General features: G+C 53.2%; 10 protein-coding genes. 4 read left to right on the forward strand and 6 right to left on the reverse strand.

What is annotated here, in order from left to right:
- The first annotated feature begins 61 nt into the window (after nt 1-61).
- Nucleotides 62-1453, forward strand: a complete 1392-nt coding sequence (locus J2T37_RS08070; RefSeq protein WP_253355092.1) for a 3'-5' exonuclease family protein — start codon at nt 62-64, stop codon at nt 1451-1453.
- Between the two features lie 236 nt (nt 1454-1689).
- On the opposite strand, the gene J2T37_RS08075 is transcribed toward J2T37_RS08070, so the two are convergent.
- Nucleotides 1690-2340, reverse strand: coding sequence for a GrxB family glutaredoxin (locus J2T37_RS08075; protein WP_253355093.1), 651 nt, complete (start codon nt 2338-2340; stop codon nt 1690-1692).
- Nucleotides 2341-2502: 162 nt separating this feature from the next.
- Between J2T37_RS08075 and J2T37_RS08080 the strand changes: the two genes are divergently transcribed.
- The gene (locus tag J2T37_RS08080) at nt 2503-4713 is read left to right on the forward strand and encodes a RelA/SpoT family protein (RefSeq protein WP_253355094.1); all 2211 of its coding nucleotides are present in this window, start codon (nt 2503-2505) and stop codon (nt 4711-4713) included.
- Nucleotides 4714-4788: 75 nt separating this feature from the next.
- On the opposite strand, the gene J2T37_RS08085 is transcribed toward J2T37_RS08080, so the two are convergent.
- The 3 genes from J2T37_RS08085 to J2T37_RS08095 form a co-directional block, all read right to left on the reverse strand.
- Entirely contained in the window at nt 4789-6222 is a 1434-nt protein-coding gene (locus tag J2T37_RS08085; RefSeq protein WP_253355095.1) for an MFS transporter, read from the reverse strand.
- A 149-nt stretch (nt 6223-6371) separates the two neighbouring features.
- Nucleotides 6372-7019, reverse strand: coding sequence for a DNA-3-methyladenine glycosylase family protein (locus J2T37_RS08090; RefSeq protein WP_253355096.1), 648 nt, complete (start codon nt 7017-7019; stop codon nt 6372-6374).
- A 136-nt stretch (nt 7020-7155) separates the two neighbouring features.
- Entirely contained in the window at nt 7156-8316 is a 1161-nt protein-coding gene (locus tag J2T37_RS08095; protein ID WP_253355097.1) for an aldo/keto reductase, read from the reverse strand.
- 288 nt (nt 8317-8604) lie between these two features.
- On the opposite strand from J2T37_RS08095, the gene J2T37_RS08100 reads away from it, so the two are divergent.
- On the forward strand, nt 8605-9267 hold the full coding sequence (locus tag J2T37_RS08100; protein ID WP_253355098.1) for an NAD(P)H-dependent oxidoreductase: 663 nt from the start codon (nt 8605-8607) through the stop codon (nt 9265-9267).
- Between the two features lie 71 nt (nt 9268-9338).
- Here the strand turns inward: J2T37_RS08100 and J2T37_RS08105 are convergent, their stop codons facing one another.
- The gene (locus J2T37_RS08105; protein ID WP_253355099.1) at nt 9339-9845 is read right to left on the reverse strand and encodes a DUF4334 domain-containing protein; all 507 of its coding nucleotides are present in this window, start codon (nt 9843-9845) and stop codon (nt 9339-9341) included.
- A 146-nt stretch (nt 9846-9991) separates the two neighbouring features.
- Here J2T37_RS08105 and J2T37_RS08110 point away from each other — a divergent pair, with 146 nt between their 5' ends.
- A complete protein-coding gene (locus tag J2T37_RS08110; RefSeq protein WP_253355100.1) occupies nt 9992-10828 on the forward strand; it encodes an AraC family transcriptional regulator in 837 nt (278 codons plus the stop codon).
- 66 nt (nt 10829-10894) lie between these two features.
- Here J2T37_RS08110 and J2T37_RS08115 read toward each other — a convergent pair whose 3' ends face one another.
- A complete protein-coding gene (locus J2T37_RS08115) occupies nt 10895-11734 on the reverse strand; it encodes an N-acyl homoserine lactonase family protein (RefSeq protein ID WP_253355101.1) in 840 nt (279 codons plus the stop codon).
- Nucleotides 11735-12072 lie beyond the last annotated feature (338 nt).

The following is a 12072-nucleotide window of genomic DNA, read 5'->3' on the forward strand; positions in this document are numbered from 1 at the left end:
GGAAAAAACTTCAAAAAAGTGTAGAATGCGCGATTGTTTGTTGAATTTACAGGAAAAGAAAATGGCGCACGCTTCGCGTTGGCCGCAACTGGCCGCCGCCTTCGCCCGTTTGGGGCTGCCCGTGGCGGTGGTGGATTTGGAATCCACCGGCGGCAATTTTTATCAGGACAGAATTACCGAAGTGGCCGTATTGCGTTTTGAGCGCGGCGCGGTCAAGCGCTACGAATGGCTGGTCAATCCCGAGCAGCCGATTTCGCCCTTTATCGAAAACCTCACCGGCATCAGCAACGCAATGGTGGCCGACGCGCCAACCTTCGCCCAAATCGCGCCCGACCTGCTGCCGCTGTTGCGCGGCGCTTTGGTGGTCGCGCACAACAGCCGTTTCGACTACACCTTTTTGCGCCACGAATTCGGCCGAGCCGGGCTGGATTTCGCCACGCCCGCGTTGTGCAGCGTACAGCTTTCACGCCGCCTGTATCCTCAGTTTTACAAACACAATCTCGACAGCATTATCGAGCGTTTCCATATCCAAGTGGAACACCGTCACCGCGCCATGACCGACGTCTTGGCTTTGAGCGATTTTCTGGAACACAGCCTGAGCGACAAAGACGCGCAGGAATGGGATAACCAGTGCCGCAGCCTGATGAACCCGAAAATGCTGCCGACTTGGTTACCCGAGGTGCTGGCGCAGCAGCTCTACGCCCTGCCCGACCGCCACGGCGTATTGGTTTGGCTGGATAAATTCGGCCAAGCGCAAGCCGTTACCGCGCACGAGCGCGCCTATCAAGAAACCGCCGCCCTGCTGCACGGTAAAAAAGTGCTGCATTATGCGCAAAGCGCCGCCGCCGTGCGCTTCCTCCCCGCTGTCGGCAGCTTGCACGCCTTATGGCTCAAGGCGCAGACCATACAGGAATACCATATTATGCCGTCTGAAAGCCTGCGCACCTTTACCACCGTCCACTTTGCCGCCGACGAACACGGCGCATTGCAGGCGCGGATTGTGCCGCTGAAAAACGGTAGCCGCAACCAGCGTCCCTACGGTTTCTTTTTGCATAAAAAAGCCGCCAAACGCGCATTGGCGGCGTGGGCGCAGGAATACGGCCTGTGCCCGGATTCGCTGAACATCCTGCCCGACACCCACGCCAAAGGCGTGCCCTGCCCCGTGCACGCCGTCGGCAAATGCAGCGGCGCGTGCCAAAATTCAGACGGCATCTCACGGCAAAACGAACGCGTCCGCCAACTCGCCCCGCTGCTACCCGTCTCCGACTGGGGGCGTGCGCACGAAATTGAAATCACCGAAACCGACCCGCTCACCGGCCACAGCATGACCTTTTACTGCGCCGGCGGCGCACTGGTGCTGCCCGACGGCCGCTGGTATTTCGACGACACCCTGCTCGCGCTGTTGAAAGGCAAGTTTAAGCAGGGTAAGGAAGCAGTACGGATTATCGCTTGATTTTCAGACGGCCTTAAGGCTGTTTAAATTAAGGCCGTCTGAAAACAGAATCTATAAAGGATTATCACGGCTCATCCGTTTGTTTTCCCGCTCCGACATCATTATGCAAAAATGTTGATAGCATAAAATTACCGCCTACGCCATGCATATGCAAAATACCGCCCTGCAAGCGTTTTCCCATATACAAAGGCCGTCTGAAAAATTTTCAGACGGCCTTTTATCAATCCGGAAAGCGGTTACAACGCACGGTCAAAATACAGATTCACACCGCTCGCTTCGCTCATGCGCAGCAGGTAATCCATAATGTTTTGCGGCCACTCGATACCGCGCACCGAAGTCAGGTTGCGCAGCAGCGGGAACAGCAAAATATCTTCCATCGCAGCCTCGCCGTTCACGCCCGCACCTTCTGCGGAAACCAGTGGCAGCAAATCGGCTAAATCAGCATTCATCCGCGCCAGATATTGCGCGGTTTTGTTCAGATTAGTTTCAAAGCTGCCGATGGTTTTCTCTTTTTTGTCTTGGAAATATTTAACGGCTTCCGCAGTGGCAAATTCGGGCAGGCCGAGTTTGACGGCACGCGGCTGAATCAGCTTGCCGCTGTATTCGTTGACCTTATCCAACCAAGCCTGCAATTCAAGTCGGACATCTTCTTTCAGACGGCCTTTGCCGGCTTTTTCGTCGATATAGCGCACGATGTCGAGGCTCTCGCCCATAAACGAGCCGTCTTCTTTTTCCAGAATCGGCACTTGTTTGGCGCCAATCATTTTAATCGGCGTTGCTTCGTCGTCATTAGCCAAAATCACGGTTTCCAACGGCACGCCGCGCAAGCCGAAAATCATGCGCGCACGCACGCAAAACGGGCAATGGTCGTAAATATACAGTTTCATGTTTCGCTCCTAAAAATGCTATTTTACCTGATTCTCGCAGGCCGTCTGAAAATGCGGCCAATGCTTTGCAATATATTAACAATCTATGTAATAGTTATTCTTTAAAAACGGCAAACCCTGTTACAATATGCCTTTTCTCCCCTGCTCACGAGAAAGATCCGTATGAATCCCGCACTCCATCCCAGCTCCCTTTCGCCCGATTTAAACGCCTACCGCGATTGGTTTGACGCTTATCTGGCGCAGCAAAACGACGCCGACCGCAAAATGCTTGAGTCGGCGCTCAAGCTGATGGAGCAGTATTATCCCGCCGATTTGCAAACCCTCAGCGGCGAGCCGGTGGTCAGCAATGTCTTCGGCGCGGCGCAAATGGTTAAAGATATGGACTTGCTGCCCGACGCGGTGGCGGCCACGCTGTTGACCAGCATTTCGCAATGCCTCCCCGACTGGCAAACCGTCGTCACCGAGCAATGCAACGCCACGGTTACCGAATTGGCGAAAGGCGTGGATGAAGTGCACAAACTCACCCAGTTTGCCCGCATGGACAGCCTCGCCACGCCGGAGGAGCGTGCGCAACAGGCGGAAACCATGCGCAAAATGCTGCTGGCGATGGTAACCGACATCCGCGTGGTGTTGATTAAACTCGCCATGCGCACGCGCACCATGCACTTTCTCGGCAGCCTGCCCGATACCGCCGAAAAACGCGCCATCGCCAAAGAAACGCTGGATATTTTCGCGCCTCTAGCCAACCGCTTGGGCGTATGGCAGCTCAAATGGCAGTTGGAAGACCTCGGTTTCCGTCACCAAAATCCCGAAGAGTACAAACGCATTGCCGGGCTCTTGGATGAAAAGCGTACCGAGCGTTTGGAATACATCGACCATTTTCTCGATATTTTGCGCACCGAGCTGGGCAAATACAATATCCATTTTGAAGTTGCCGGCCGCCCGAAACACATCTACTCCATCTACCGCAAGATGGTAAAGAAAAAGCTCAGTTTCGACGGCCTCTACGACATCCGCGCCGTGCGCATTTTGGTGGACACCGTACCCGAGTGTTACACCACGCTGGGCATTGTCCACAGCCTGTGGCAGCCGATTCCGGGCGAGTTTGACGACTACATTGCCAACCCGAAAAGCAACGGCTATAAAAGCCTGCATACCGTGATTGTCGGCCCGGAAGACAAGGGCGTGGAAGTGCAAATCCGCACCTTCGACATGCACCAGTTCAACGAATTCGGCGTGGCCGCCCACTGGCGCTACAAAGAAGGCGGCAAGGGCGATTCGGCTTACGAGCAGAAAATCGCCTGGCTGCGCCAACTGTTAGACTGGCGCGAAAACATGGCCGAAAGCGGTAAGGAAGACCTCGCTGCCGCCTTTAAAACCGAGCTTTTCAACGACACGATTTATGTCTTGACGCCGCACGGCAAAGTGTTGTCGCTGCCCGCCGGGGCGACCCCAATTGATTTTGCCTACGCTTTGCACAGCAGCGTCGGCGACCGCTGTCGCGGCGCGAAAGTGGAAGGCCAGATTGTGCCGCTTTCTACGCCGCTGGAAAACGGCCAGCGGGTGGAAATCATCACCGCCAAAGAAGGCCATCCGTCGGTCAACTGGCTACACGAAGGCTGGGTCAAATCCAATAAAGCCATCAGCAAAATCCGCGCCTACATCCGCCAGCAAAACGCCGACACCGTGCGCGAAGAAGGCCGCGCCCTGCTCGACAAGCAGCTTTTGAAAGTTAATCCGAAACCGAATCTGCAAGATTTGGCGGAAAAACTCGGCTTTAAAAAGCTGGAAGACCTCTACACCGCGCTTGGCCAGGGCGAAGTGACCCCGCGCGCAATTCAAAAAGCCTGCGGCATGCTCAACGAACCGCCGCCCGCACCGGTAACCGAAACCACCATCGTCAAGCAGTCCAAAATCAAAAAAGGCGGCAAAAACGGCGTGTTGGTCGATGGCGAAGACGGTTTGCTCACCACGCTGGCCAAATGCTGCAAACCCGCACCGCCGGACGATATTGTCGGCTTCGTTACCCGCGAGCGGGGCATTTCCATCCACCGCACCACCTGCCCGTCGTTCCGCCACTTGGCCGAGCAATCACCGGATAAGGTATTGAACGCAAGCTGGGCGGCGTTGCAGGAAGGGCAGGTATTTGCCGTGGATGTGGAAATCCGCGCCCAAGACCGCCCGGGTCTGCTGCGCGATGTCTCCGACGCCCTCGCCCGCCATAAATTAAACGTCACCGCAGTGCAAACCCAATCGCGCGATTTGGAAGCCAGCATGCGCTTTACGCTGGAAGTGAAACAAGTCAACGACTTGCCGCGTGTGTTGGCAAGCTTGGGCGATGTCAAAGGCGTATTGAGCGTCACACGGCTATAAGGTTTGTTTCAAATATAAAAGGCCGTCTGAAAATCGTGAATTTTCAGACGGCCTTTTTATTGTTTATTCATGCGCTTACTTTTTATCTGCTTTCAAGCGTGCGGCGCAGAAAATCATCAATGCGCCCAACACCAAGGCGCTGCCCATCGCCAAATGGATACCGTCCAACATCGCCTGCTGCGGCGAAGCAGCTGAAGACAATTTTTCGCCGATATTGGTCACGCCGACAAAAAACGCCGCGCCGACCGCGCCGGAAATCGGGTTGAGCGTGGTGATAATCGCCGCACCGTGCGGATTAAGGGTTTTCGGCAAGGCGTTCAGGCCATGGGTTTCACCGGTCATACAGGCGGATACCGATACCGCAAACAGAGTAAACATCGCCGACAACATCACCACCTGCGTATCAATGCGCAAAAATGCCCACAAAATCGCCAATGCCGCCACCAAAAGCACCGTCGCCGGTAGCACCACAAAACGGCCGCCTTTTTTATCCAACAGTTTGCCAAACAGCGGCGCCGCCACCGCCTGCGCAATACTGGCGGGCATGAGAATCAGGCCGGTGGCCGTACCCGTCAGCAGCAACACCTGCTGCGTGTACATCGGCATCAAGAGTTCCATCCCCAAAAACAGAAAGCCCGAAATACCCAAAATCACCACGCAATAACCAAACTGCGTGTATTGGAACGCGCGCAGGTTCAACAACGGCGTAGCCAAACGGAATTGACGGTGGGCAAACCAACCGACCAACACCAGCGATACGGTAAACAGCAAAATAAATTCCGCCAGCGGCAGATGGGCGAAATTGCTGCTGGCATACACCAGCCCGCCGAAGCCCGCAATCGACAGCAACGCCGACAACACATCAATCTTCGGCCGGCCGATGTTGCTCAAATTAACCGTCAGATATTTATTCACCAGCCACATCGCCACCAGCATAAACGGCACGATAAAAGCAAACAATACGCGCCAGTGGCTGTGGTCGATGATGATTCCTGACAATGTCGGCCCCAGCGCGGGTGCGGCGGTGAACATCATGGTAATCACGCCCATCGCCGTCCCGCGTCGGCTCGGCGGATAAATCGACAAAACGCCGTTAAACAGCAACGGCACAAAAAACGCCGCCGACACCGCCTGCACCATGCGCCCCGCCAGCAACACGCCAAACGTCGGCGAGAAAGCGCAAATCAGCGACCCGGCCAAAAACACCGCCTGCGTCAGCAACACCATTTTGCGCGTTTCAATCCATTGGATGACGGCGGCAGTAATCGGCGTAAACGCGCCCATCACCAGCAGAAAACCGGTGGTCAGCCATTGCACCGTGGTTTTGTCCACGCCGAAGTCCTGCATAATCCGCGTCAGCGCGACATTCAGCAGCGTATCGTTGAGGAAGCCAAAAAAAGCGCCGATAAACAGCGTGGCAATAATGGTTTTGGCGGGAAAATCGGGATTGTCGGCAAAATATTCATGCGCCGTTTGGCCGTCTGAATCCTGCAAGTCGGAAGTATGCATTTTTTGTTTTAAATTGAATTACTTGGAAGGGCGGCATTGTAACACAGCCCATTATTTTCAGACGGCATGATTATGTAAGGGAACGCAAAAGGCCGTCTGAAAAATCCCGCAACCCAGCAGCCATATTTTTCAGACGGCCTAAAATCTGCCTACAAATCCTTCAACCTCGGCACTTCCTTGTCCAACAATCCCCGCTCCGCCGCTTCATACAGAAACATCGAGGCGATGGAGCAATAAGGCGACCATTTTTGTGCGCGTTTTTTCACGGCGGCGGGGCTGTCGTCCTTCGTGCGGTAAAGCCAGCGGTAGGCGGAAAGCAGAATCACGTCTTCAAAAGGCAGCACGTCGGGGCGGTGGATTTTGTAGAGGTACATTTTCGCCGTCCAACCGCCGATGCCTTTAAAGGCGGTCAGCGCGGCGGTGATGTCGCGGTCGGATAAGTCTTTCAGACGGCCGAAATCCAAATCGCCCCGCTGCACGGCTTGTGCCAACGCCCGCATACATTCCGCTTTACGCCCTGAAATGCCGACGCTTTTTAGCTCTTCGGCAGAAAAGCGGCAAACCGCCTGCGCCGTTATCTCGCCGCCGCATAAGGCGGCAAGGCGTGCAATGATGGTGTTTGCCGCTTTTACCGACAACATCTGCCCGATAATCTGCTCTGCCAAAAAGCAAAAATCTTCTTTTCGGTCGCAAAAACCGACCTCGCCGATTTGCCCAATCAGCCACGCCATTTTTTTGTCGCGCTTTTGCAAATGGGCAACGCCGACGGCATAGTCAGGGAAATTGTCTGTGCTCATATTCACCTACCTTTTGTTTGCAAAAAAGCAGGCCACCCCGCCTGCTTCGCTGTTAAACCGAGATTTATTATCGGCAAAGCGCGGGCAAAACTCAATCGCAAGAGCGAAAAATTTGTCAAAAACCGACCGCACTTTGTCAACGTTTGCGCGGCGCATTCACATTGGTGCCGTCCAATACCGCTTTGGGCAAACGCTCGCCCGCAATTTGGATTTGATCCAATTCTTTGCGGAAAGCGGTCAGTTCGTCCGCCGTCCACGCCACATCGTCCGCACCGGTGTTTTCCAGCATATGCCGCACTTTGGTCGTTCCCGGAATCGGCACGATAAACGGTTTTTGCGCCGTCAGCCACGACAGCGAAAGCTGGGCGGCGGTGCATTGTTTGCGCATTGCCCATTTTTGGATCAGGCGCACCAACGCCATATTTTTCGCCAGATTTTCAGGGGCAAAACGCGGCGTAACGGCACGAAAATCAAATATCGGCTCTTGGGCAAAACGGCGGTTTTCGTCAATAGCGCCGGTCAAAAAGCCCATACCCAGCGGCGACCACGCCACCAAACCGATGCCGAGTTCTTCGCACAAAGGCAGGATTTCCCGCTCCACACCGCGATACAGGAGCGAATATTCGTTTTGCACGGCGGCAAGCGGCTGTTCGCGATGGGCGCGGCGAATCGTATCTGCCCCTGCTTCCGACAAGCCCCAATGCAGCACTTTGCCTTCTTTCATCATATCCTTAATTACGCCCGCCACATCTTCAATGGGCACGGCAGGATCGACACGGTGCTGGTACACCAAATCCAAATAATCGGTTTGCAGGGTTTTGAGCATCCGTTCAATGGAGGCGCGCACCTGCTCGGGGCGGCTGTTCATACCGCCCAAACGCTTGCCTGTTTGCAAATCCACGTTCATACCGAATTTGGAGGCAATCACCACCTGCTGACGGATGGGTTTTAACGCCGCGCCCGTGCGTTTTTCGCTTTCAAAAGCTTCGCCATAGACTTTGGCGGTGTCGAAAAAGGTCACGCCCGTATCAGCGGCTTGGCGGATCATTTTTTCCAAATACTTAGGCTCGGCAAAAGAGCCGTAAGAGCTGCTGCCCACGCCCGCATTTTGGCAGCCCAAACCGATGGCGGACACGGTCAAGCCGCCGATGTTGCGGTCGGATAAAAAGGAAGATTTAACCGCTGCTTTGGATTTGGGCCGCACCGGTGCGGCAAATAAAGAGCGGGCGGGTAAGGCGGCTGCGGCGGCAACGGCCACGCTGCCTTGCAAAAAACGGCGGCGGGAAGTCGGGTTCATGGTGCTACTCCTAAGTCATATTGTTTCAATAGACATAGTATAAGCCGCAGCATTTGCATTGATAATAGGCGATTATCTTTATACCCTTGTGAGAAAAATTCACTAATGAAGGCGTTACAAATAAAAATGCCGTCTGAAAGTGCGGTCGGTTTTCGCAAAGTTTTCAGACGGCATTTTATTTATCGGTTTTTTCAAATCTGAAAAACCATTTTTCATTTTCAGCACTACCATTCAAAATCGGCATACCTATAATACCCCCATCAAAACACCTACACACAAGGACAAACCATGATTCACAAACAAGATATTCTCGATGCCTACCACTTTCGCCACGCCTGCAAAGCCTACGATCCAAGCAAGAAAATCCCTCAGGAAGATTTCGATCTGATTTTAGAAACCGCGCGCCTGTCGCCGAGTTCCTTCGGCTTTGAGCCGTGGAAGCTGATTGTGCTGGAAAATCCTGCAATCCGCCGTCTGCTTGACGTGGGCGGGGCGCAGGGCAAAGCCGTGGACGCCAGTCATTTTGTGCTGTTTGTGGTGCGCCAACAAGCCGACCTGACTGCGGGCAGCGACTACCTCAAACACCAAATGCAGGACATTATGCACATGCCCGCCGAGGTGCAGCAGGGTTACACGGATTTCTTCCGCCATTACAGCGAAAAAGAGGCCACTTTTGCCCACGACCCGCGCTTGGTGCACGAATGGGCAGCGCGCCAAAGCTACATCGCCTTGGGCAATATGCTCACCACCGCCGCCATGTTGGGCATTGATTCCACCCCGATTGAGGGTTTTAATTACGCCGAATTTGACCAACTGCTGTCTGATCGCGGCGTGTATGACAAAAGCCGTTTCAAACTGTCGGTCATGGCTACCTTCGGCTACCGCGCAGGCGAACCGAAACACGCCAAAACACACCGCCCGATGAGCGAAGCGGTGGAATATTTCAAATAAAGCGCGGTCATTTTTGGAGAAATTTTGCGATAACAATGCCGTCTGAAATTTTCAGACGGCATTGTTTTTTTTTACGCTTCTACAAATTCCACCGGAAATTCATCAATGCGTTTTAAGAAAAAGAAATAATAGCGGCCGTTTGACACGATATCGGGAAAGCCTTTGAACGGTTTGCCGTCCATCACGCCCATCACGGTGTTGTCGTCCACTTTGCGGAAATGATCGAAAATCGGTGCGCCGTCGTAAATCATCGTGGCGGATACCACGCCGCGAAATTCCACCATTTGCAGACTGGCCTCTTGTCCACCCATCATTTTGTTGGAATACAGTTTGCCTTCGTCGTTGTAAGACACCAGCGGCGCAACGTCGAATTTGCCTTTAAACCATTTGCCGAACCATCGGGTATCAATCAGCGCTTGCCCAGCCCAATGACCGGTTTTGAAATCGCCGCCTTGCCATTTTCCGAGCATTTCTTGTGCGCTGACGGCAGGCAGGCTGCCAAAGAAAGCGAACAGTTCGTCATCGTTTTGATAATCGGTTTTGGCGGATAATTCGTTAAATTTTTGCATAGTTGACATAATCATTTCCTTTTTGTTGAGTGAGCCGCGTTGTTGCGGGATGGACGTTATTATAGGGATTTTCATTTGCCATACTTGCCCGATACACCGAAAAATTTGCCTAATTCTATCAAAATGCGATAATAGATAAAAACAAGGAGCTTGCGATGTCTTTGATTGAAAAACTGCAACGCCACACGCCGCCCAATCAAATTATTTATACGGATTTAGGCGGTATGGTGCTTTATGGCGCGGATTATCCGGCGGAAAACCTGACTTATATGCAGTCGGCGGGGATTTATTTTTCTCTGCAAGGCCGTAAGATTTTACGGGGCGGTAATCAAGCCTATACCATTGGTGCGGGTGAAATGGCGGTGTATGCCACCAGCTTGCCGATTGCCACCGAAGTGCTGGAAGCAAGCCCCGATAAGCCCTATCTGGCCTTGAGTCTGCCTTTGGATTATGACGAAATTGAACGGCTGGCGGTGAAAATCCGTCCTCTGCCGCCGCCGAATGAACAGAAAACCGCGCCGATTCCTACCGCGCTTTTCAATAGTTTGGAACGCCTGATTGACTTGCTTGATTCGCCCAATCATCAACAAGTTTTGTTTCCGCTGCTGCAAACAGAAATTTATTTTTATCTGCTGCAAAGCAACTTGGGCGGCAGTTTGCACCGCCACTTCCAACGCGGACAAAGCCTGCACCGAATCGGGCAGGCGGTCAATTTTTTGCAACAGCATTTTGCCGAACATCTTGAAATGGAAAATTTGGCGGCTCAAATGGGTATGAGCGGCTCGAATTTTTACCGCCGTTTTAGAGAAATCACCGGCCTAAGCCCGCTGCAATATCAAAAAAATCTGCGCTTATTGGCAGCGCGCAAATTGGTGAAACAGCGGCAGCTTGGCATTACCGCCGTCGCTTATGAAGTGGGTTATGAAAGCCCGTCACAATTTAGCCGTGAATATAAGCAGTTTTTTGGTATCAGCCCGAAAGCAGACGGATAAAGCTAGTATTGTGAGGAAGCGGATAACACCATGCCGTCTGAAAATTTTTCAGACGGCATTCTCATTTCAACACCGGGTAAAAACCTTATTCTCCAGCCGTTCTTCGCTTTGCCTATCGTGGGCAAACTGGGTAATGGTCGGCTTGCGGTTGCACAGTTCGCGTATTTTGGCGGTGGATTGATGGTGCAGGTTTTCGTCCACGCATACGCCGTCCACATCGCCGTTTTTCAGATAGGCTTCGCAATAAGAAGCGTCGCCGCCGATGAGCACATAATGGTCGCCCTGATCTACCACCACCGACATATGCCCGAGCGTATGCCCCGGCGTGGGCACAAGGCGGATTTTGCCGTCGGCGGTGAGTTTGTGCGAACGCTCAAAACTTTCAAAAGCACCATCGTTAAAGGCAATGCCTTCGGGGGCAAACCAGCTTGGATAGTGCATGGTCAGATAGCCGTTGAACACCGCATCGGGCTTGGAGATGGCGGCTTTTTCCGTTTCGCTCAGCACAAAACGGCTGTTCGGAAAATCGGGAATACCGCCCGCGTGGTCGCCATGCATATGGGTCATCACCACGGTTTTGACGGCAAGCGGGTCAAAGCCCAGCGATTTTAGATTTCCGCCCACCTGCTCGGAGGGCTTTACGCCGCGGCGTTCGCAAAACTGCATAAACGGGTGCCACCAGGGTTGATAGCCCTTGTCGTTGGCATGCGCCGATTCGCCCGTGTCCACCATAATCAAGCCTTCGGAGTGCTCAATCAGCCAGCAGCCGATGGGCAGCTGCGGCGACCATTTGCGGTCGGTGAGCACGTCCAGCACCCGCAGCGGGCGTTTGAGAAAACGGGCAAGCTGGTGGTGGATTTTGATTTGCACCCAGCCGGTGGTAATGCAGTGGATTTTAAATGACATGGTTGCTCCTTAACGAATGTGGCTTGGGCAATGAAATAAGATAACAGCATTTTAGGCACAGCCGCATCTATTTGCCTGACACAAATGTGTCATTTTTGCGTAAGCAGATTTTTGCGGATACGGGTCAAATGCTGACGCTGAATCCCCAGATACGAACACAAATCCGACAGCGACAGGCGGCGGAACAAATCAGGCTGCTTTTGCACAAAATAGCGGTAACGCGCCTCGGCATCGGCAATTAAAAAGGGGCTGTACTAGATAACTAGATTTATTCAAAATCATTTAGAATAAATCCCATGAAAAAAAGTCGACTGAGCCCTTATAAGCAAAACAAGCTA

Origin of the sequence: Neisseria perflava (genome assembly GCF_024170405.1) — a bacterium.
GTDB classification, from domain to species: domain Bacteria; phylum Pseudomonadota; class Gammaproteobacteria; order Burkholderiales; family Neisseriaceae; genus Neisseria; species Neisseria perflava_B.

Excerpts from the sequence above, each read along its gene's own strand:
- J2T37_RS08070 (WP_253355092.1), top strand. The coding sequence starts at position 62 with ATGGCGCACGCTTCGCGTTGGCCGCAACTGGCCGCCGCCTTCGCCCGT.
- J2T37_RS08075 (WP_253355093.1), bottom strand. The coding sequence starts at position 2,340 with ATGAAACTGTATATTTACGACCATTGCCCGTTTTGCGTGCGTGCGCGC.
- J2T37_RS08080 (WP_253355094.1), top strand. The coding sequence starts at position 2,503 with ATGAATCCCGCACTCCATCCCAGCTCCCTTTCGCCCGATTTAAACGCC.
- J2T37_RS08085 (WP_253355095.1), bottom strand. The coding sequence starts at position 6,222 with ATGCATACTTCCGACTTGCAGGATTCAGACGGCCAAACGGCGCATGAA.
- J2T37_RS08090 (WP_253355096.1), bottom strand. The coding sequence starts at position 7,019 with ATGAGCACAGACAATTTCCCTGACTATGCCGTCGGCGTTGCCCATTTG.
- J2T37_RS08095 (WP_253355097.1), bottom strand. The coding sequence starts at position 8,316 with ATGAACCCGACTTCCCGCCGCCGTTTTTTGCAAGGCAGCGTGGCCGTT.
- J2T37_RS08100 (WP_253355098.1), top strand. The coding sequence starts at position 8,605 with ATGATTCACAAACAAGATATTCTCGATGCCTACCACTTTCGCCACGCC.
- J2T37_RS08105 (WP_253355099.1), bottom strand. The coding sequence starts at position 9,845 with ATGTCAACTATGCAAAAATTTAACGAATTATCCGCCAAAACCGATTAT.
- J2T37_RS08110 (WP_253355100.1), top strand. The coding sequence starts at position 9,992 with ATGTCTTTGATTGAAAAACTGCAACGCCACACGCCGCCCAATCAAATT.
- J2T37_RS08115 (WP_253355101.1), bottom strand. The coding sequence starts at position 11,734 with ATGTCATTTAAAATCCACTGCATTACCACCGGCTGGGTGCAAATCAAA.